Here is a 19673-nt window from a genome sequence, read left to right on the forward strand (position 1 = left end):
GGGAATACCCGTGAATTTCAAGCGTTTTGGCCGACCCGCAGTCATCGCCGTCGCCGCCGCTCTCGCACTGTCCTCGTGCGCCTCCAACGAAGCCGGAACCGGCTCGAGCACCACTGCAGCGACAACCAGCACCCTCACCGGAACGCTGACCGGCGCCGGCTCGTCCGCCCAGGGCTCGGCCCAGGAGGCCTGGATCGCAGCATTCCAGACGTCCAACCCGAACGTCACGGTCAACTACGACCCGTCCGGCTCCGGCGCCGGCCGCTCCACCTTCATCGCGGGCGGCTCCGACTTCGCCGGCAGCGACTCCGCGCTCAACGACACCGAGCTCGCCGGAACGTTCGCGTCCTGCGCCGCCGGCGCCAAGGCCGTCGACCTGCCCGTCTACATCTCCCCGATCGCGGTCATCTTCAACGTCGCCGGCGTCACGGACCTCAAGCTCGACTCCGCAACCCTCGCGCACATCTTCCGCGGCGAGATCACGACCTGGAACGACCCGGCCATCGCCGCGCTCAACTCCGGCGTGACCCTCCCGGCCACCGCGATCACCGCCGTGCACCGCTCGGACGACTCGGGCACCACGAAGAACTTCACCGACTACCTCTTCCAGACCGCACCGACCGTGTGGACCGACAAGGCAGCCGACGCATTCCCGATCAAGGGCGGCGAAGGCGCCAAGGGCACCTCCGGTGTCGTTGACGCCGTGACCAACGGCGTCGGCACCATCGGCTACGCGGACGCATCCAAGGCCGGCAAGCTCGGCGTTGCGAAGATCAAGGTCGGCGACACGTTCGTCGGTTACACGGCAGAAGCCGCTGCCGCCGTCGTCGCCGAGTCCCCGCTCGTCACGGGCCGCGACGCGAGCGACCTCGCCATCAAGATCAACCGCACCACGACCGACGCGACGCACTACCCGCTCGTCCTGGTCAGCTACGCCATCGTCTGCACGGAATACGCCAAGCCCGCCCAGGGCGAGCTCGTCAAGGCGTACGTGACGTACATGGCAAGCGCAGACGGCCAGAAGGTCGCCGCATCCGCCGGCGGTGCCGCACCGCTCTCGACCGACCTGGCCGACAAGGTCGCCAAGGTTCTCGCAACCGTCAAGTAACACCGAATCACCGGTAGTACCCGCTTCACCAGCATCCTGAAGTCTGCCCGGTCCGGGCCCCGCCGCACAGGCGGGGCCCGAACCGGGCAGACTGGGGTGCGGGGGAGCACACGTTTTCGTTCCACCATCCGAACTTCAGGGAGACGCCCGGCATGACCTCCGTAGTTGCCCGCGATCGTATCCGCACTCCGCAGCGTCCCGGTGATGTGATCTTCTCGACGGCCACAGTCGTCTCCGGCAGCCTCATCCTCGCCGTCCTCGCCGCCGTCGCAGGGTTCCTGCTCATTCAGAGCCTGCCCGCGTTCGTCGCGGCGCCCGCCGACTTCAGCGGCGGCTTCACCAATTTCTGGTCGTACGTCTGGCCCCTCGCGTTCGGAACCCTCTGGTCCGCGCTGCTGGCGATGATCATCGCGATCCCCCTCGCGATCGGTATCGCCCTCTTCATCTCCCACTACGCCCCGCGGCGGATCGCCGCCGGCCTGGGCTACGTCATCGATCTCCTCGCCGCGGTTCCCTCCGTGGTCTTCGGCCTGTGGGGCATCGGAGTGCTCGCCCCGCTCGTGCAGCCGTTCTACGCGAACCTCGTCGACTGGTTCGGCTGGTTCCCGCTCTTCGCCGGACCGGTCTCCGGCACCGGCCGTACGATCCTGACCGTCGCGATCGTGCTCGCGGTGATGGTGCTCCCGATCATCACCGCCCTCTGCCGGGAGATCTTCCTGCAGACACCGGTGCTCTACGAGGAAGCCTCTCTCGCCCTCGGCGCGACCCGCTGGGAGATGATCTCGATGGCGGTGCTTCCCTTCGGCCGCTCGGGGATCATCTCGGCGTCGATGCTCGGCCTCGGCCGCGCGCTCGGCGAGACGATGGCGGTCGCGATGGTGCTCTCACCGAGCCCGACGGTGCTCTTCCAGCTGCTGACCTCGCAGAACCCGACGACGATCGCCGCGAACATCGCCCTCAACTTTCCGGAGGCGCACGGCGTCGGCGTGAACATCCTGCTCGCGACCGGCCTGATCCTCTTCGTCATCACCCTCGCGGTCAACATGATCGCCCGCTACATCATCAACCGCCGCAAGGCCTTCTCGGGAGCGAACTGATGAGCAGCACGACCGCGACGCCGACCGCGAATATGCCCCAGGCCAACGCCTACGCAGCAGGCAAGCTACCGAAGAACTCCACGCTCTACGTGCTCCTCGCGAGCTGGATCGTCACCGGGGCCGTGTTCCTCGTGCTCCAGCTGTCCGGGGCCACCTCCGGCTTCAACATCGTCGGCACGGTCTTCTTCGGCACGGTGCTCTACTGCGTGGCCATCTACGCGCTCTCCTACGCCGTGGAGGGCGTGCGCCGGGCGAAGGACCGCCTCGTCACCGCCCTCGTCACGACCGCCTTCGTCGTCGCCCTGCTGCCGTTGATCTCGCTGGTCTTCACGACCGTCGTCAACGGTCTCCCCGGCATCCTCACCCCCACGTTCTTCACCGAGTCCCAGCGCAACGTGGTCGGCGCGGGCGGCGGCGCGCTGCACGCCATCATCGGCACCCTGCTGATCACGGGCGTCGCGACCCTCATCTCCGTGCCGATCGGCCTGCTCGCCGCGATCTATCTCACGGAGTACGGACGCGGTCGGCTGGCCCACGCGATCACCTTCTTCGTGGATGTGATGACCGGCATCCCCTCGATCGTCGCCGGACTGTTCGCCTTCGCGTTCTTCTCCCTCATCTTCAACGACCCGGGCATCCGTTTCGGCTTCGGCGGTGCCATCGCGCTGTCGGTGCTGATGATCCCGGTCGTGGTGCGCTCGAGCGAGGAAATGCTCAAGCTCGTCCCGAACGAACTGCGCGAGGCCGCATACGCCCTCGGCGTGCCGAAGTGGCTGACCATCCTCAAGGTGGTGCTGCCGACCTCCCTCGCCGGAATCGTCACGGGCATCATGATCTCGATCTCCCGGGTCATCGGCGAGACCGCCCCGCTGCTGATCATCTCCGGCTTCCACGGCGAGTATGAACTACGACCTGTTCAGCCAGCGGATGATGACCCTTCCGGTGTTCGTGTACACCCAGTACGCGAACCAGGGCACGGACACCCAGGCGTACCTCGACCGGGCGTGGGCAGGCGCACTCACGCTCGTTTTGATCGTCATGCTCCTTAATGGGCTCGCGAGGCTCATCGCCAAGTACTTCTCCCCCAAGCTCGGCCGCTAGGCTCCACCCGGCCGCTGGCCGCAACTCGAAGGATCATATGTCCAAGCGCATTGAAGTCAACGACCTCAACGTCTACTACAGCAAGTTCCTCGCTGTCGAAAACGTCACGCTGACGATCGAGCCCCGCACGGTGACCGCCCTGATCGGGCCGAGCGGTTGCGGCAAGTCCACCTTCCTCCGCACCCTGAACCGGATGCACGAAGTCATCCCCGGCGCCTACGTCACCGGCGAGGTGCTCATCGACGGCAACAACCTCTACGGGAACGGCGTCGACCCGGTGCTTGTGCGCCGCCAGGTCGGCATGGTGTTCCAGCGACCGAACCCGTTCCCGACCATGTCGATCGGCGACAACGTGCTCGCCGGCGTGAAGCTCAACAACCGCCGCATGTCCAAGCCGGACGCGGACGCCCTCATCGAGAAGTCACTCCAGGGCGCCAACCTGTGGAACGAGGTCAAGGATCGCCTCGACAAGCCCGGATCGAGCCTCTCCGGCGGCCAGCAGCAGCGGCTCTGCATCGCCCGCGCCATCGCCGTGCAGCCCGACGTGATCCTGATGGACGAGCCGTGCTCGGCCCTCGACCCGATCTCCACCCTCGCGATCGAGGACCTCATCGAGGAGATGAAGGCGGAGTACACGATCGTGATCGTCACGCACAACATGCAGCAAGCGTCCCGCGTCTCCGACCGCACCGGCTTCTTCAACATCGCCGGCACCGGCAAGCCCGGCAAGCTCATCGAGTACAACGACACCACGACGATCTTCTCCAACCCGTCGGTTCAGGCCACCGAGGACTACGTCTCCGGCCGTTTCGGCTAAACCAGCGCTGAACGAATTCGACGGAGTTTTTGGTTTTCGACCCCCTAGGAGGCCGGGTAAACCGGTTCAGATCGCAAAAACTCCGTCGAATTGGTTAGGGCTCGGGGCTAGGCGGTGCGACCGAGCAGGTACGCGTTGAAGACGCGCGTGCGCGGCAGGTCGGTCGCGAGCGGCAGGCCGTCGAGCTCGGTCACCGCCACGACCAGGCGGATGCTCGACAGCAGCCAGACGGCATCCGCCGCCCGCAGGCTCCGCGACGGTGACGTCCCGGTATTCCACCGGTTCGCCCTGCTCCCTGAGGTGCTCGAAGAGGCTCTGCTGCGTGGTGCCGTGCAGGATCGCTCCGCTCGGCGCCGGCGTCACGTACATGCCGTTCGAACGGATCACCACGCTCGACGTCGGACCCTCCATCACGTAGCCGTCGTGAGTGAGAAAGATCGTGTCGTCGGCCCCGCGACGCCGCGCCTCACGGAGGGCAGCCATGTTGATCGCGTAGCTGAGCGTCTTGGCTCCCATCAGCAGCCACGGAGCGGCCTCGGCGACGCCGCGCGGGTAGCCGCGATCGAGGGTGATCGCCCGTACCCCGTTTTCGCGCGCGGCGGAGTGGTCGGGCGCGCGGGTCGCGTGCAGCCATGCCGTCGGCGCCGGTCCGGACTGGACGCCTCGGCTGAGCACGAATTTGAGGGCGAGCTCGCCCTCGTGGGGCACCCGGGACACCGCGTAGCCGATGGCCTCACGCCATTGCGCCGCGTTCGGCACCGGGAGGTCGCAGATCTCCGCCGAATGGCGCAGTCGGCTGATGTGCGCCTCGACCTCCTGCGGATGGCCGTCGACGACGCTGAGCGTCTCGAAGATGCCGTCACCGCGCTGGGTGCTCAACTCCCCCACCCGGAGCGCCGGGGCGGTCGAGTCCATCTCGTGGAAGGTGCCCGCGAACTCCGTCTGGGCGGAATCGGCGGGCACCGGGTCGATCAGCAGGGTGAATGGCAGCGTCATGCCCCGAGCCTAGTTGCGGATCAGGAACTCTGGATGGCGACGATCGGAGCCGTCGTGGGCTGTTTCGAGCCGCCCTTGGGCTCGACGGTCATGCCGATCGTGTCGCCGGCGGTGAGGCTGCCGTCGAGGACACGCCAGGCGGTTCCTCCGTTCGCGCTGACGCTCGTGTCGAGGAGACCGGCCGAGACCGCTCCCCCGGCTCCGATGTACCAGAGCTGGTAGTCCTGGTCTCCGGACAGCGCCGGCAGGCCGTCGACGACGAGCGCCGACAGGCTGCTCGTGTCGGACCAGACCAGGGTGGCCGCGTGGCCGTCTGCGGTCGTCGCCGAAGCCCGCTGGACGTCCGGTGCCGCGTTCAGCTGGGCGAGGGATGCCGCCTGCTGGGCCGCGAAGGAATCGGAGGTGCCCGACGGGCCGGCCAGTCCCAAGCCGACGAACGTGCCGCCGACGAACAGGGCGACAGCGGCGGCCGCAGCGAGCAGGAGGCTCGCGGGCCTCTGGAACCAGCGCTTGCGTGCCCGCTCTGCGGCGCTCGTGCCGGAACTCGAGCCTGCGCCGGTGCCGGCCGCCGAGGGATCCGCGGAGACCACCGGGGTTGCCTGCGCGGAGGGGGGAACGGGCGGTACCGCGGCGAGGCGGGGGGACGCGGGGGCGGCATCCGCTGCCGGTGTGCTCGCCGGACCGGCGAGGGGAGCGAGCTGCGGGGTGGAGGAGAGTTTGGCCATCAGCGAGGCCTTGAGGGCGGCTGAGGGCTGAACCGGGGCGGTTGCGAGGCCGAGGGCCACCGCGGTGTCGCTCAGTTCTGCGGCCTCGATGCGGGCCTCTTCCGAGGACTCGAGGTGAGCCTCGAAGGCGGCGCGCTCCCTGGCCTCGAGGGCGTTGAGGGCGTATGCGCCGGACAGCTCACCGGGGTTGCGCTCCGGTGTGCCCGTTCCGGTGTTCTCTGTGCCGGTCATGAGGCCACGCCCAGTTCGTCGCGAAGGCGGATGAGCCCGTCCCTGAGTCTCGTTTTCACGGTCCCGAGCGGGATATGCAGTTGGGCGGCGACTTCGCTCTGGCTGAAGCCCCCGTAGTAGGCAAGACTGATCGCCTGGCGCTGCAGTTCGGTCAGTCTGGACATCGCCTTCTCCACCCTTTCGTGCTCGATTCGTGTTTCTACGGTCTCGGACACGTCGTCGTAGGCAACCGCGAGATCGCGGATGCCTATCTTCGTGTCCCGGTCGCGGCCGGCCTGCGACGACCTGATCCGGTCGACCGCACGTCGGTGCGCCATGGTCATGATCCAGGTGGAAGCCCCGCCACGCGCCGGCTCGTACCGCGTCGCCGATTGCCAGATCTCCAGGAAGATCTCCTGGGTCACTTCTTCCGACTGGGCGTGGTCGACGAGCAGGCGTTTGACCAGACCGAGCACCCGAGGGGCCATCTGGTCGTACAGTTCCCCGAAGGCCGCCTGGTCTCCGGTGGCGACCCGGGTAAGCAGGCTCCTCTTTTGAGGGAGGCGCTGTCGACTCGGTGTCAGCGGCGAAGTCAGCAGTCATGAGAACCAGCATGTCAGGTCTTATCCCGTTCCATGACTAGTGTTCGGCACCGAACGCGAAATGGATTGGTCAGAAAAGGCTGAAGGCCGGGCCGCAGAACGCCTCTCGGCGCGAGGCCGCTCAGAGCGGCGAATATTGGAGCCCGGGGTTACTGCGGCCCGACCAGCATTCAGTGTAAACGACGAAGACGGGTGTTTATTCCTAGTCGAGCGAATCGCTGCGCCACAAGCGGGCGCACGAGCCGAACTCCTGGGCCGTCGTCGAGAACCGCAGGGCGCGGGTGGTCAGTTCTGTGGCGCGAGATACCCCGGATGCGCCGACTTCCGTCGCGTCGAGGTCGTCGGCGACACTCGCGCATCCGCTTGCGATGACCCGGCAGAACGCCGCAGCACGGTCGAGCGCAACGGCGAAGTCGCCCGTGAAGATTCCGCGGAGGATCTGGTCTGCGAGGGCGATGATCTCGGCGGGGCCGGTCGGCGCGGCGGCTCCGGCGATGACGGGGTCGATGGCCACGGTGACCTCGGTGCCGCGCTGGTAGAGGAACGCAGTGCCCTCGGGGTCCTGGCGGATGAGCAGTCGGACGAGGTAGATCCGCCAGAGCGCGCCGGGCAGGCTGCGCGGCGTTGCGCGCGACCACAGCTCGGCGACCGCGTCGATGCCATGTTCGTCGGTGTAGGCGACGAGCCGCTCGACAACCGCGGGGTCTGGGTCATTACGCACCCGGGCGAGCAGCGCGTGCGCGGTCTCGTGCGCGACCCGACTGATATTCGCCGGGTCCTGTCCGCCCTCAAAGGATTCGAACTTGCTGCCCGAGAACTGGGTGGGCTTGTGGAAGTCGTCTGCCAATCGAATCCTCCGTATCTCCTGCGTGTGTTGTTCGGGTCTCGTGCGTGTCTCGCGGGGCGATTCCGTCCGCGCTAGGACCCCTCCCCACGGTACCCAGAAAAACCTCGCCCGAATCCACGGTAGATTATCTACCGCGGGCCTCTAGCTCAGTTGGTAGAGCAAAGGACTTTTAATCCTTGGGTCGTCGGTTCGAGCCCGACGGGGCCCACCAGTGTCGTCATTCCTGCAGTGTGTATTTTCGCGTGGCGGTTACAGCTGTCCCGAGTTCATGGCGTGGAGGTCAGGATGCCCAAGAAGGTCAAGTGGCTCGAGGAGCCGATCCCGGAGAACTACCCGAAGGCGGCGGATTACCTGCGGCTGGTCGTGAACGAGCACGCCGTCGAGGCGACGTCGCTCGCCCTCGAGGCGGCGCCCATCACCTTCCACAAGGCCAAGGACATCCTGCGCGCCGCCGGCCTGCAGTTGCTCACAGCCGAGAACCCGCATGTCGCCAGATACCTCAAGCTGATCCGTGAGGGCGGTCGGCTCGCGCCGATCCTGCTCGTGCGCGGCAACCTGCCCGCGGCCGTTCCGCTGCACATCGCGGACGGGTACCACCGGGTCTGCGCCACGTATCTCACGAACGAGAACACCGACATCCCGGTGCAGCTGGCGGACCTGACGCTCTAACCGCGTCATGGTGCACTGCCGGTCGACCGTCCGGACACCCCGATGACGTTCCAGACCCTTGCGATCATCTCCCTCGTCGGCCTGCTCGGTCCCCTGCTGGCGACCCCGCGGCGCTGGCGGGTTCCGGTCATGCTCGGGGGAGCTCCTGGCCGGCATCCTTGTCGGCCACACCGGGCTCGGCCTCGTCGACTCGAGCGATCCGACCCTGACCCTGCTCGCTGACGTCGGGTTCGCACTGATCATGTTCGTGGCCGGCACCCACGTGCCGGTGCGTGATGCCGGCATCCGCTCGGCGCTCGGAAAGGGAACGGCGCGGGCCGGTCTCGCTGCCCTCATCGCGATCGTGCTCGGCGTGGCGACGGCGGTGCTGTTCGGCACCGGCCACGCGCCGCTGTACGCGGTGCTGCTCGCCTCGTCGTCTGCGGCGCTCGTGCTGCCGGTGATCGACTCGCTGAAACTGACCGGCCCGTCGGTGCTGCAGGCGACCGCGCAGGTCGCGATCGCCGACGTCGCCGCGATCGTCGCCCTGCCGATCGTGATCGACCCGGCCAATGCCGGCCGGGCCGCGCTCGGGGCCGTCGCGGTCGCGGTCTCAGCGCTGCTGCTGTATCTCGCGCTCTCGCGTTTCGAAAAGAACGGCTCCCGGCTTCGGCTGCACCGGGTGTCCGAGGACCGCAAGTTCGCCCTCGAACTGCGGGTGCAGCTGACGATCCTGTTCGCGTTCGCAGCCCTCGCGGTCGTGAGCCACGTCTCGATCATGCTCGCCGGGTTCTCCTTCGGGCTCGCCGTCGCGATGGTCGGGGAGCCGAGGCGCCTTGCCCGGCAGCTGTTCGCGATCGCCGACGGGTTCCTCGGACCGCTGTTCTACGTGTGGCTCGGTGCTTCGCTCAACGTGCTCGACCTCGTGACGCGGCCCGGAATGATCCTGCTCGGCGTTGCCCTCGGTCTCGGCGCCCTCCTGGCCCATGCCTCGGCCCGGCTGCTCGGCCTGCCGCTGCGCTACGGCCTGCTCGCGGCCGCCCAGCTCGGCGTGCCGGTTGCGGCGGCGACGATCGGAACCCAGCTGAACCTGCTGGCACCCGGCGAAGCGGCCGCGCTGATCCTGGGTGCCCTGATCACGATCGGCGTCGCGACCGGGGCTGCGGGCGTCGCCTCCCGGAGGCAGGCGGCCGGGGCCCCCGCCGCACCAGGAGCGCCCGCCGCACCACCGACATCCGCCTGACCCCGAGCGGATGCTTCCGCTCGCGCGCCATGTGCGCCACTTCGCGCCAAGCATGCCTGGCGCGGAACGGCGGAACTGGCGCGCGACTCGGGGGAACTGGCGCGCAGCTGCGGAACTGGCGCGCCGCCGGGCGCAGAGGGGCGGTGCACCGGGGCAGGGCCACCGCCCGGGGAATTCCCGGGGAGCACACAGCGTTGACACGGTCAGCACTCGGGCTCAGCCGCCAGACTTGTCGCTCCGCAGTCGCGCCACGCGCGCTGCGGGCATACAGCGGAGCGGGAGCCTGCGGGGTGACGCGACAATTCAAGGAGGTCGCACGTGGAAAGAATCAACGAAGAAGTCGAGACCGAGACCGGCACGATCGAAAAGTATCGCCGGCACGCGAACGGACGCGGACTGGTTTCCGGCGGGGCACGGGTCGACCCGTCCGCCTTCATCTCCGGAACGGCGTACGTCGAGAGCGGAGCCAGGGTGGGGGCGGACGCCTGGATCGGTCCGGGCAGCTGGATCGATCACAACGCCCTCGTCGGGGCACGGGCCTTCATCGGCCAGAACGTGCACGTCGGCGTCGACGCCGTGATCGGCGCGGCCGCCCGCCTCGGAAGCCACTCCCGGATCGGCGACGGCGCCCGGGTACAGAGCGGAGCGGTCATCGACCGCGATATCCGGATCCCGGCGGGCGGCATCGTGACCGCCGCCGCACACGCGCAGGCACGACCGGCCGGGACGCGGCATCCGCTCAATGCGGAAGCGCCGGCGCGTTTACGCCGCGCCGCCTGAGCAGGACCGTGACCGGGCGAGGCCCCGACCGGGCGACACCGGTCGGGGCCCCGCCGCGTCGGGCTGCGGAGGCCCCGCTCTGCTCGGGCGCTCGGTTTAGAAGAGGGTGACGGCAGCCTGGGCGATCGCGAAGATCGCGAGTCCAGCGAGGGAGCCGACGACGGTGCCGTTGATCCGGATGTACTGCAGGTCGCGGCCGACCTGCAGCTCGATCTTCTCGCTCGTCTCGGCGGCGTCCCAGCGTTCGACGGTTTCGGTGATGACCCCGGCGAGCTCGTCGCGGTAGGTGCGCACGAGGTAACTCACCGAGTCGGCGATCCAGCGATCGATGCGGCCGCCCAGTGCGCCGTCGCCGGCCAGTCGCTCGCCCACCTCGATCACGGTCGCCCGGATGCCGTCCCTCAGGTCGCTCACCGGGTCACCGAGCGACGCCACGAGGGACACCTTCACGGCCTCCCAGGTCTCGCTCGCGAACTCGCGCAGGCGGGCACTGTCCAGGAGCTCGAGCTTGAGGGTCTCGACCCGGTTGATCATCGCCGGGTCGTGCTCGAGGTCGTCGGCAAGCTCGACGAGGTAGCGGTCGATGGCCTCACGAAGCGGATGCGCGGCGTCCGCCCGCACCGAGGCGACGAACCCGAGCACCTCGCGATGCGCCCGGTCGTCGACGAGACGGTCGACGAAGCCGGGGAGCCAGCCGGGCAGCCGCGCGGACACGGCCCGTCCAAAGGCCTCCGGGTGTTCGTGCAGCCAGCCCTCCGCGCGGTCGAGGAGCAGATCGACGACGGCGTGTTGCTGCCCGGACGCGAGAAGCCGCGCGCCGACCCTACCGATCGGCGGCGCCCACTCCGGGCGCACGAGGTGCTCGCGCGCCACGGTCTCGATGAGGTCCTTGATCGCGTCGTCGCTCAGGAGGGTGAGGAGCCCGGTGCCGGCCACAGCGATCTCATCGGTGAGTCTGCGGGCGTTGTCGGGCTGCTTCAGCCACATGCCGAGCCTCCGGGACACGCCGATCGAGTCGAGTTTGCCGCGGACGACCTGCTCGGACAGGAAGTTGGTGCCGACGAATTCGCCGAGGCTTGCGCCGATCTCGTCCTTACGGCTGGCGATGATGTTGGTGTGCGGGATGCGCAGGCCGAGCGGATACCGGAACAAAGCGGTCACGGCGAACCAGTCGGCGAGAGCGCCGACCATGCCGCCCTCGGCGGCGGCCCTGACGTATTGCAGAGCGGGAATACGATCCTGCAGTGCGAACGAGACCGCGAAGACGAGCGCCATCAGCACGAGCAGGGCCAGGGCGAGCCGCTTCATCCTGACCAGGGCCACGAGCCGGGCCGCGTCGGCGGGGCTCAACACGGCGGCGCGGCGCGGCCGGCTGCCGCGGGGCTTCGGTCGACCGGGTGCCGACGAGCCTGCTGTCGGCTGGCCTGGTGCCGACGAGCCTGCTGTCGGCTCGCCGGGCTTCGGTTCGCGCGTGAGCGCCATGGATGCGAGCCTAGGCCTGGAATCCGGTCGGGCGGATGGCCCAGCGCACGGTCCAGGATTCGTCGGGTGCGAGCCAGCGGAGGCCGGCCCCCGAGTTGAAGGCGTCGGCCGGCGCGGTCATGGGCTCGATCGCGACCGCGCGGCCAGGCACGGGGCTCACGTCGTCGCTCGTCGTGACGGGGAACTCGGTCGGAGTGAAGACCTGCACGTACCGCATGTTCTCGTCGCCCCAGACGGTGACCCTGCGGCCGTCCGGCGCGGTGAGGGAGTGCTCGCGTCCGGCGCCGCCGAAGGCGTCGTCGAGCGCGAGGTCGGCGACGCGCACGCCGGCGCGAAGGTCGTAGCCGGTGCCGTCGACCGGGGTGTCGACGCCGGTCGGGTTGAGCCGGGCATCCACTTCGAGGTGGGTTGCCGCGTCGACGCGCAGGACGAGTTCCTCGGTGGGGACGTCGCCGATCTTGAGGTACGGGTGGACACCGATGGCGATGGGGGCGCTCTCGGCGCCGACGTTGTGCACGGTGTGGGTGACCTCGAGGCCCGTGTCGGTGAGGGCATATGTCACGGTGGTGTCGAGCTGGAACGGGAAGCCGGACTGCGGGAACACGGTCGCGGCGAGGGTCACGGCTGACGCGTCGCGCTCGACGAGGCGGTACGCGGTGAAGCGGAGGAGTCCGTGGATGGCGTTGTTCAGGAGGGGCTCGGTGATGCTGAGCTGCTGGCGGTCCTCGCCGTGCAGCCAGGTCCCGTCCTTGATCCGGTTGGGCCACGGCACGAGCACGATGCCGGCGGACATCGGCGGCTCGACCGCCGCAGCGAAGGACTCCACGAGGTCTATGCCGTTCAGGGTATAGGCCCGGATCCCCGCGGCGACCTCGGTGATCGTCGCGGTGGCCCGCCCGTCCGGGGTCTCGTTTGTGAGTTCGTACTGGGTTCCGGTGGCTGCGCGCATGGGACCAGCCTATTCGCCCTGGAGCACGGTCAGCCCTGCCTCGCGGAGCCGGGCCAGCGCGTCGGGGTGCGCGGCGGCATCCGTCAGCAGGGAATCGAAGGCATCGAGGGCGCCGATCCTGCCGAGGTGCACCCGGCCGAGCTTGGAGCCGTCAGCGACCACGATCGCGCGGGTCGCCGCCTGGAGCATGAGCGTCTTGATCCCGGCTTCGGGCAGGTTGATGTTCGTGACGCCTCCGGTCACGTCGACGCCGTTGCAGCCGATGAAGGCGAGATCGGCGTGCACCTGGCTGAGCACGGTCGCGGCGAGCGGCTCGACGAGGGAGTGCTGCAGGGGTCGGAGCGAGCCGCCCGTGACGATCACGGTGGAAGCGCGGGATGGCGGGCTCGAGTTCGAGGGCGATGCTGAGCCCGTTGGTGATCACGACGACGTCGTTCAGGTCGGTGCGGGCGAGCAGGGCCCTGGCGATGGCGAGGCTGGTCGTGCCGACGTCGAGGATCACGCTCTGGCCGCTCTCGACGAGCGAGGCGGCGAGCGCTCCGATCTGCTGCTTCGGGATCACGGATGCCCCGAGCGACTCTTCGAAGGAGGGTTCGGTGTCCGCCGCGAGCGTCGATCCCGGCGCCTGGGCGGGAACCGCTCCCCCGTGCACCCGGTGCACGAGGCCCGTCGCCTCGAGGGCGTCGAGGTCGGCGCGCGCGGTGACCCCGGACATACCGAAGGCCTCGCGCAGTTCGCTCACCCGCACGAATCCCCGTTCGTCGACGAGCCTTCGGATCTGCTCCCTGCGCTGGTGCTGCGGGAGCAACTCTCGGTCGGCGGGCAGGTCGGATATCATCTCCCTATCTTCGCTTACTTTCTTTTGGTTATCAATCAGAAACCACTGGTTTCGGTTGCGCAGATCCGCTAACGTGGGAAGGGTTATGGACACCGTCATGGACAGCGCAGGCTTCGTCGCCGCACCCGGAATCACCCGTCACCACCACACCCTGGCCGACGGCCGGGACCTCATCTACTTCGACGACCCGGACACGCGGCTCTCGCCCGAACGCGCCGCCGATACCCGCCAGCTCGACCCGCGCCCGCCGACGGCGAGCATGCGCCAGGACCCGCTCAGCGGCGAATGGGTCTCGATCGCCTCCGCACGCCAGAACCGGGTGTTCCTGCCGCCGGCGAACCTCGACCCCCTCGCGCCGTCGACGCCGGAGAACCCGAGCGAGGTGCCGAGCAACTACGACGTCGCCGTGTTCGAGAACAAGTCGCCCTCCTTCGGCCCGCTGCTGACCGATGCGAACGCGCCGGCCGGGCTCGCCGAGCTCGCCGAGATCGGCCTCGAGCGCACCCGCACCTCCGTCGGACGCTGCGAAGTCGTCTGCTTCAGCCCCGAGAACGAAGGCTCCTTCGCGAGCCTCTCCGTCACCCGGGCGCGCACCGTGATCGAGGCCTGGGCCGAGCGCACCCACGTGCTCTCCCAGTTGCCGGGCATCCAGCAGGTGTTCCCCTTCGAGAACCGTGGCGAGGCGATCGGCGTGACGCTGCGGCATCCGCACGGCCAGATCTACTCGTACCCGTACGTCACCCCGCGCACCCAGCGCGTGATCGCGTCGCTCGAAGCCTACGGCCCGACTCTTTTCGCCGACGTGCTCGCGAGCGAGCAGGCCGCGGACCGGGTCATCATCCGCGGTGAGCACTGGACCGCGTTCGTACCCTTCGCGGCCCGCTGGCCCATCGAGGTGCACATGCTGCCGCACCGCCAGATCCCCGACTTCGCGGCGACGAGCCTCGCCGAGCGCGACGAGCTCGCCGTGCTGTACCGGCGCCTGCTCCGCGGCATCGACGCGATCTACTCGACCCCGACGCCGTACATCGCGGCCTGGCACCAGGCCCCGGTGCAGACCCACCGTGACGACATCCGACTGATGCTGCAGGTGACGAGCCCACGCCGGGCGGAGGACAAACTCAAGTACCTCGCCGGTTCCGAGGCCGCGATGGGGGCCTGGATCGGCGACGTCACTCCCGAACAGGCCGCTGCGGGCATCCGTGCCGCCGTCGAACGGTCCATGACCGCGGATGCCGCGAGCGAGGCCCGCGCATGAGCGCCCTCGATTCCGCAGCCACCGCCGGCTTCGCCAAGCGCTTCGCCGGCGAGCCGGACGGCCTCTGGTCCGCGCCCGGCCGGGTGAACCTGATCGGGGAGCACACCGACTACAACGACGGCTTCGTACTGCCGTTCGCGATCGACCGGCGCACCGTGATCGCGCTGGCTGCGCGGAGCGACCGGCTGATGCGGGTGGCGAGCTCGTTCTCCGACGAGATCGTCGAGGTCTCCCTCGACGGGCTGAGCCCCGACATCCTCTCGGGCTGGTCGGCGTACCCGCTCGGAGTCGCCTGGGCACTCGGCGAATTCGGGGCTCCACTCCAGGCCGTGACCGGCTTCGACGTGTACATCGTCTCCGACGTGCCGATCGGCGCGGGACTCTCGTCGTCCGCAGCCATCGAGAGCGCCATCGCTGTCGCGCTGAACGACCTCTGGGCCCTCGGTTTCGACCGGCGCACCCTCGCCAGGGTCGGCCAGCTCGCCGAGAACCGGGCCGTCGGCGCGCCGACGGGCATCATGGACCAGTCGGCCTCCCTGCTCGGAGAGAAGGACTCCGCGGTGTTCCTGGACTGCCGCACACTCGAGTCCGAGGTCGTCCCGCTCGGCTTCGATACCGCGGGACTCGAACTGCTGATCATCGACACGAAGGTGAGCCACGAGCACTCGACCGGAGGGTATGCCTCGCGCCGGGCATCCTGCGAACTCGGCGCCCGCCTGCTCGGCGTCGACTCGCTCCGCGACCTCGGGGTCGTCGACCTCGCGCGGGCCGCTGAGCTGCTCGACGACGAGACGTTCCGCCGGGTGCGGCACGTGATCACCGAGAACCAGCGGGTGCTGGACACGGTGCGTACGCTGCGCGAATCCGGCCCGGCCGCGATCGGCGCGCTCCTCGACGCCTCGCACACCTCGATGCGCGACGACTTCGAGATCTCGGTACCCGAGCTCGACCTCGCGGTCGTCGCAGCGCGCGGCGCGGGCGCCCTCGGGGCGCGGATGACGGGCGGCGGCTTCGGCGGCGCCGCGATCGCACTCACCCCGCACGAGCTCATTCCCGTGGTGACCGCTGCGGTGCGCTCCGCATTCGCGGACGCCGGGTTCGCAGCCCCGGACACCTTCGTGGTGCGCGCGGCGAACGGCGCCGGCCGCGAGGGCTGAACCCGCCCTGCGCACTCGCCTCCGAGTGTCGCCGATCCTGCCGAGATGACCCGGCCGACCGGGGACACTCGGCGGCTGCGGCGACACTCGGCGACTGAAGCGGCGCGGCGACCGGGGATCTGCAGGAGTTAGGCCGATTCGGGCGGGGTGACCCGGGACGGCGTACCGCCCGTGATGCGGAGCAGGCTCAGCGAAGTTGGTCGGGAAGACGGTGTGGGCGTGGCCGGCGGCCGCCCAGACCTCCGCATAGGCGGCCAGGTCCACGTCGACGAGAGTGCGCAGCGGCGCCGGGTGCCCCACCGGCGCGACGCCGCCGATGACCTGCCCGGTCGCGCTCTTGACGAGTTCCTTCGACGCCCGGCCGATCGCACCGCCCAGCCGTTCGCCGAGCCAGGCCGTGTCGACGCGGTGCGCGCCCGAGGTCAGCACGAGCAGCGGCTCGCCGTCGAGGGTGAAGACGAGGGAGTTGGCGATCGCGCCCGGCTCGATGCCGAGCGCGTCGGCGGCCTGCTGCGCGGTCGTCGCGGCCCCATCCAGCCAGCGGATGTCCGGCGCGAGGCCGAAGGCGGCGAGCGCCTCCCGCACACGGTCGACGGCGGGGTGTGCGGTGTTCACCATGCGGCCAGCCTATCCACGGCATCCGCTTCCCGCCCGCACTAGGCTGGCGCGTATGACTGCCGACAGCGCCGCCCGCATCATCACCCTGCCCGACCGCCCGGGGCCGAGCATCGCGGACTCCGCGTTCGTCGCCCCCGGCGCCGTCCTCGTGGGGCACGTGATCCTCGCCGAACACGCGAGCGTCTGGTACAACTCGGTGCTGCGCGCGGAGGCGGAACCGATCCGGATCGGCGCGGGCTCGAACCTGCAGGACAACGTCTCCTGCCACGTCGACCACGGCTTCCCGCTCATCGTGGGCCGGGACGTGTCCGTCGGGCACGGCGCGGTGCTTCACGGCTGCGTCGTCGAGGACGGCGCCCTGATCGGAATGAAGGCGACCGTGCTCAACGGCGCCGTGATCGGGACGGGTTCCCTCGTCGCGGCCGGGGCCGTCGTGCTGGAGGGCACGATCGTACCGCCGTACTCGCTCGTCGCGGGGGTCCCGGCCAAGGTGCGCCGACCCCTGACGGATGCCGAGGTCGCGGGCATCCGCCAGAACGCCGCGAATTACCTCGACCACGCCGCCCTGCACACCGCCGCCCTCGCCTGACCCGCCCGGGACGGCCGGGCCGGTTCCGTGAGGTGTCGCATATCGACGTTAAACGTCGACGCGAAGGTCGATATGCGACACCTCAGCGATCACGCGAGCGTTTCCCGGGGGCGACGCGGCGGGTGCTGGGAAGCGCGGGGGCTGGGCTAGAGCAGGGCGCGCTCGGCGGCCTTGACCACGTTGCCGAGCAGCATGGCGCGCGTCATCGGCCCGACGCCACGGGGATTCGGCGAGAGGTAGCCGGCGACCTCTGCGACGTCGGGGTGCACGTCGCCGGTGAGGGCGCCCTTGCCGGTGACCGGGTCGACCTGGCGGGTGATGCCCACGTCGAGCACTGCGGCACCCGGCTTGATCCAGTCCGCCTGGACCAGGTGCGGCACACCGACCGCGGCCACGACGATGTCCGCGCGGCGGACCTCCTCCGGCAGGTCGACCGTGCGCGAGTGGGTGAGCGTGACGGTCGCGTCCAGGCCCTTGCGGGTGAAGAGCAGGCCGAGCGGCCGGCCGACGGTGAGCCCGCGGCCGATCACGACGACCTTACGGCCGACGATCGGCACCTCGTAGCGGCGCAGCAGCTCGACGATGCCCGCCGGCGTGCACGGCAGCGGAGAGCTGAGCTTGCCTTCGATGCCGAGCACGAGCCTGCCGAGGTTGGTCGGGTGCAGGCCGTCCGCGTCCTTGGCCGGGTCGATCAATTCGAGCATCGCGTTTTCGTTGTTGCCGACGGGCAGCGGCAACTGGATGATGTACCCGGTCACCTCACGGCTGGAGTTGAGGTCCTTGATCGCGGCGCGGACATCCGCCGTCGTTGCCGAGGCGGGCAGGTCGATGCGGATCGACTCGATGCCCACTTCGGCGCAGTCGCGGTGCTTGCCCGCGACGTACGAGCGTGAACCCGGGTCGTCGCCGACGAGCAGGGTGCCGAGCCCGGGAACGATCCCGTGCGCGCGCAGGCTCAGCGACGCGGCCGATGAGTTCGGTCTTCACGGCGGACGCGGTCGCGACGCCGTCGAGGATGATTGCGGTCATGCGTGATCCAATCGTTTGGTGCTTTCGAGCGCGGTTGTTCTCCGCGTTCGCCGAACCAATTCGACGGAGATTCTGAGCGAAAGACCCGAAAACGGGTTTCCCACGTGGTTTTCTTGCAGAAACTCCGTCGAATTCGTCAGGGGGGTGCAGGGTGAGCGTGTGGGCTACTGCTGCAGGCCGGGGTAGAGCGGGAAAGCCTCGGTGAGCGTCTTGACCCGGGCGCGGAGCGCCTGCACGTCGGCGCCGGGCTTGAGGGCCTCTGCGATGACGTCGGACACGACGGTGAACTCGGCATCGTCGAAGCCGCGGGTCGCGAGGGCGGGCGTGCCGATCCGCAGTCCGCTCGTGACCATCGGCGGGCGCGGGTCGAAGGGCACCGAGTTGCGGTTGACCGTGATGCCCACGTCGTGGAGGGCGTCCTCGGCCTGCTGGCCGTTGATCGGAGAGTTGCGGAGGTCGGCGAGCACGAGGTGCACGTCGGTGCCGCCGGTGAGCACGTCGACGCCGGCGGCGCGCGAGTCGTCCGCTGTCAGGCGGGCGGCGAGGATGCTGGCGCCGCGCAGGGTGCGCTCCTGGCGTTCCTTGAACTCCGGCTCTGCCGCGAGCTTGAACGCGGTCGCCTTGGCGGCGATCACGTGCATGAGCGGGCCGCCCTGCTGGCCGGGGAACACGTTCGAGTTGAGCTTCTTCGCGAGCGCGGTGTCCCGGGAGAGGATGAAGCCGGAGCGGGGGCCCGCGAGGGTCTTGTGCACGGTCGAGGACACGACGTCGGCGTACGGCACGGGCGACGGGTGCAGGCCGGCGGCGACGAGCCCGGCGAAGTGCGCCATGTCGACCCAGAGCAGGGCGCCGACCTCGTCGGCGATCGCGCGGAACGCGGCGAAGTCGAGGTGGCGGGGGTATGCGGACCAGCCGGCGATGATGACCTTCGGCTTGTGCTCGATGGCCTTGTCGCGGACGACGTCCATGTCGACGAGGAAGGTGTCCGGGTCGACGCCGTACGCGACCGGGTTGTAGAGCTTGCCGGAGAAGTTGAGCTTCATCCCGTGGGTGAGGTGGCCGCCGTGGGCGAGCTCGAGGCCGAGGATGGTGTCGCCGGGCGTTGCGATCGCGGAGAGCACAGCGGCGTTCGCCGTGGCGCCGGAGTGCGGCTGCACGTTCGCGTATGCCGCTCCGAAAAGGGACTTCGCCCGCGCGATCGCGAGCTCCTCCGCGACGTCGACGAACTCGCAGCCGCCGTAGTAGCGGCGCCCCGGGTAGCCCTCGGCGTACTTGTTGGTGAGCACGGAACCCTGCGACTGCAGGATGGCGCGCGGCACGAAGTTCTCGCTCGCGATCATCTCGAGGTAGTCGCGCTGGCGACCCAGTTCGAGCTCGAGAACGGTGGCGATCTCGGGGTCGACGACCTCGAGCGGCTCATTGAAGGTGGAATGCAGCGTGGTGCCAGGCACAGATTCGGACACGGGTCTCCTCAGACTTGAATTAATCGTCGTGGCCCAGGCGTGCGGCCACTAACCGTGTCAGTCGCTCCCCGATGGTGACCCATCTTTCGTGCTACGCCAGTTGCGACACGGAAATC

Annotated in this window: 17 protein-coding genes, 1 tRNA gene, 4 pseudogenes and 1 riboswitch; of the genes and pseudogenes, 11 read left to right on the forward strand and 11 right to left on the reverse strand. The window is 69.2% G+C overall.

The genetic code is table 11. From position 1 onward, the window contains the following. The first annotated feature begins 10 nt into the window (after window positions 1–10). The 4 genes and pseudogenes from pstS to pstB all read left to right on the forward strand — a co-directional run bounded on the left by pstS (window position 11) and on the right by pstB (window position 4123). Window positions 11–1108, forward strand: coding sequence for a phosphate ABC transporter substrate-binding protein PstS (gene pstS, locus KIV56_RS07860; RefSeq protein ID WP_281535808.1), 1098 nt, complete (start codon window positions 11–13; stop codon window positions 1106–1108). Between the two features lie 152 nt (window positions 1109–1260). After that, window positions 1261–2205 carry a phosphate ABC transporter permease subunit PstC gene (pstC, locus tag KIV56_RS07865; protein ID WP_281535809.1) on the forward strand — a complete coding sequence of 315 codons (945 nt, stop codon included), beginning with the start codon at window positions 1261–1263 and terminating at the stop codon, window positions 2203–2205. Continuing rightward, window positions 2205–3306, forward strand: a pseudogene (gene pstA / locus KIV56_RS07870) (phosphate ABC transporter permease PstA). The gene pstC and the pseudogene pstA overlap by 1 nt, the downstream one beginning before the upstream one ends. Before the next feature lie 37 nt (window positions 3307–3343). After that, window positions 3344–4123, forward strand: coding sequence for a phosphate ABC transporter ATP-binding protein PstB (pstB, locus tag KIV56_RS07875; protein ID WP_281535810.1), 780 nt, complete (start codon window positions 3344–3346; stop codon window positions 4121–4123). Between the two features lie 66 nt (window positions 4124–4189). Here pstB and KIV56_RS07880 read toward each other — a convergent pair whose 3' ends face one another. The 4 genes from KIV56_RS07880 to KIV56_RS07895 form a co-directional block, all read right to left on the reverse strand. Further along, window positions 4190–5119 (reverse strand): aminotransferase class IV, encoded by a 930-nt coding sequence (locus KIV56_RS07880; protein ID WP_281535811.1) that lies wholly within the window; start codon window positions 5117–5119, stop codon window positions 4190–4192. A 20-nt stretch (window positions 5120–5139) separates the two neighbouring features. Beyond that, complete coding sequence (locus KIV56_RS07885; RefSeq protein ID WP_281535812.1) at window positions 5140–6075, reverse strand: anti-sigma factor; 936 nt, start codon at window positions 6073–6075, stop codon at window positions 5140–5142. Next, on the reverse strand, window positions 6072–6650 hold the full coding sequence (sigK, locus tag KIV56_RS07890) for an ECF RNA polymerase sigma factor SigK (protein WP_432432635.1): 579 nt from the start codon (window positions 6648–6650) through the stop codon (window positions 6072–6074). The genes KIV56_RS07885 and sigK overlap by 4 nt, the downstream gene beginning before the upstream one ends. A 208-nt stretch (window positions 6651–6858) precedes the next feature. Further along, window positions 6859–7503 (reverse strand): DNA-directed RNA polymerase subunit beta, encoded by a 645-nt coding sequence (locus KIV56_RS07895; protein WP_281535813.1) that lies wholly within the window; start codon window positions 7501–7503, stop codon window positions 6859–6861. A 135-nt stretch (window positions 7504–7638) separates the two neighbouring features. On the opposite strand from KIV56_RS07895, the gene KIV56_RS07900 reads away from it, so the two are divergent. From KIV56_RS07900 to KIV56_RS07915, 4 genes are all read left to right on the forward strand, one after another. Continuing rightward, window positions 7639–7714: transfer RNA gene (locus KIV56_RS07900), tRNA-Lys, on the forward strand. A gap of 74 nt (window positions 7715–7788) precedes the next feature. Beyond that, window positions 7789–8172: a hypothetical protein gene (locus tag KIV56_RS07905; protein WP_281535814.1), complete on the forward strand. Its 384-nt coding sequence runs from the start codon at window positions 7789–7791 to the stop codon at window positions 8170–8172. Between the two features lie 58 nt (window positions 8173–8230). Continuing rightward, window positions 8231–9394: a cation:proton antiporter gene (locus KIV56_RS07910; RefSeq protein ID WP_281535815.1), complete on the forward strand. Its 1164-nt coding sequence runs from the start codon at window positions 8231–8233 to the stop codon at window positions 9392–9394. 318 nt (window positions 9395–9712) lie between these two features. Further along, window positions 9713–10174 (forward strand): hypothetical protein, encoded by a 462-nt coding sequence (locus KIV56_RS07915; protein WP_281535816.1) that lies wholly within the window; start codon window positions 9713–9715, stop codon window positions 10172–10174. Between the two features lie 96 nt (window positions 10175–10270). Here KIV56_RS07915 and KIV56_RS07920 read toward each other — a convergent pair whose 3' ends face one another. From KIV56_RS07920 to KIV56_RS07935, 4 genes and pseudogenes are all read right to left on the reverse strand, one after another. Then, entirely contained in the window at window positions 10271–11656 is a 1386-nt protein-coding gene (locus KIV56_RS07920) for a DUF445 domain-containing protein (protein ID WP_281535817.1), read from the reverse strand. A 10-nt stretch (window positions 11657–11666) separates the two neighbouring features. Then, window positions 11667–12605, reverse strand: coding sequence for an aldose 1-epimerase family protein (locus tag KIV56_RS07925; RefSeq protein ID WP_281535818.1), 939 nt, complete (start codon window positions 12603–12605; stop codon window positions 11667–11669). A gap of 9 nt (window positions 12606–12614) precedes the next feature. Next, a complete protein-coding gene (locus tag KIV56_RS07930) occupies window positions 12615–12968 on the reverse strand; it encodes a hypothetical protein (RefSeq protein WP_281535819.1) in 354 nt (117 codons plus the stop codon). Between the two features lie 82 nt (window positions 12969–13050). Beyond that, window positions 13051–13542 (reverse strand): annotated as a pseudogene (locus tag KIV56_RS07935) (DeoR family transcriptional regulator); the annotation flags it as partial. Here KIV56_RS07935 and galT point away from each other — a divergent pair. Beyond that, window positions 13541–14701, forward strand: coding sequence for a galactose-1-phosphate uridylyltransferase (gene galT, locus KIV56_RS07940; RefSeq protein ID WP_281535820.1), 1161 nt, complete (start codon window positions 13541–13543; stop codon window positions 14699–14701). The pseudogene KIV56_RS07935 and the gene galT sit on opposite strands and share 2 nt — an antisense overlap. Next, window positions 14698–15858, forward strand: a complete 1161-nt coding sequence (gene galK, locus KIV56_RS07945; RefSeq protein WP_281535821.1) for a galactokinase — start codon at window positions 14698–14700, stop codon at window positions 15856–15858. The genes galT and galK overlap by 4 nt, the downstream gene beginning before the upstream one ends. A gap of 128 nt (window positions 15859–15986) precedes the next feature. Here the strand turns inward: galK and KIV56_RS07950 are convergent. Beyond that, a pseudogene (locus KIV56_RS07950) lies at window positions 15987–16476 on the reverse strand (YbaK/EbsC family protein). A 52-nt stretch (window positions 16477–16528) separates the two neighbouring features. On the opposite strand from KIV56_RS07950, the gene KIV56_RS07955 reads away from it, so the two are divergent. After that, entirely contained in the window at window positions 16529–17065 is a 537-nt protein-coding gene (locus KIV56_RS07955; protein WP_134561609.1) for a gamma carbonic anhydrase family protein, read from the forward strand. Window positions 17066–17211: 146 nt separating this feature from the next. Here KIV56_RS07955 and KIV56_RS07960 read toward each other — a convergent pair. Both KIV56_RS07960 and glyA read right to left on the reverse strand, forming a co-directional pair. Then, a pseudogene (locus KIV56_RS07960) lies at window positions 17212–18094 on the reverse strand (bifunctional methylenetetrahydrofolate dehydrogenase/methenyltetrahydrofolate cyclohydrolase). Between the two features lie 164 nt (window positions 18095–18258). Continuing rightward, a complete protein-coding gene (gene glyA, locus KIV56_RS07965; protein WP_281535822.1) occupies window positions 18259–19557 on the reverse strand; it encodes a serine hydroxymethyltransferase in 1299 nt (432 codons plus the stop codon). 24 nt (window positions 19558–19581) lie between these two features. Next, a riboswitch (ZMP/ZTP riboswitch) is annotated at window positions 19582–19671 on the reverse strand. Window positions 19672–19673 lie beyond the last annotated feature (2 nt).

Origin of the sequence: Cryobacterium breve, assembly GCF_027594785.1 — a bacterium.
GTDB lineage: Bacteria > Actinomycetota > Actinomycetes > Actinomycetales > Microbacteriaceae > Cryobacterium > Cryobacterium breve_A.

Coding starts and splice junctions, on each gene's coding strand:
- pstC (WP_281535809.1), top strand. CDS start 1,261: ATGACCTCCGTAGTTGCCCGCGATCGTATCCGCACTCCGCAGCGTCCC.
- pstB (WP_281535810.1), top strand. CDS start 3,344: ATGTCCAAGCGCATTGAAGTCAACGACCTCAACGTCTACTACAGCAAG.
- KIV56_RS07880 (WP_281535811.1), bottom strand. CDS start 5,119: ATGACGCTGCCATTCACCCTGCTGATCGACCCGGTGCCCGCCGATTCC.
- KIV56_RS07885 (WP_281535812.1), bottom strand. CDS start 6,075: ATGACCGGCACAGAGAACACCGGAACGGGCACACCGGAGCGCAACCCC.
- KIV56_RS07905 (WP_281535814.1), top strand. CDS start 7,789: ATGCCCAAGAAGGTCAAGTGGCTCGAGGAGCCGATCCCGGAGAACTAC.
- KIV56_RS07920 (WP_281535817.1), bottom strand. CDS start 11,656: ATGGCGCTCACGCGCGAACCGAAGCCCGGCGAGCCGACAGCAGGCTCG.
- KIV56_RS07925 (WP_281535818.1), bottom strand. CDS start 12,605: ATGCGCGCAGCCACCGGAACCCAGTACGAACTCACAAACGAGACCCCG.
- galT (WP_281535820.1), top strand. CDS start 13,541: ATGGACAGCGCAGGCTTCGTCGCCGCACCCGGAATCACCCGTCACCAC.
- galK (WP_281535821.1), top strand. CDS start 14,698: ATGAGCGCCCTCGATTCCGCAGCCACCGCCGGCTTCGCCAAGCGCTTC.
- KIV56_RS07955 (WP_134561609.1), top strand. CDS start 16,529: ATGACTGCCGACAGCGCCGCCCGCATCATCACCCTGCCCGACCGCCCG.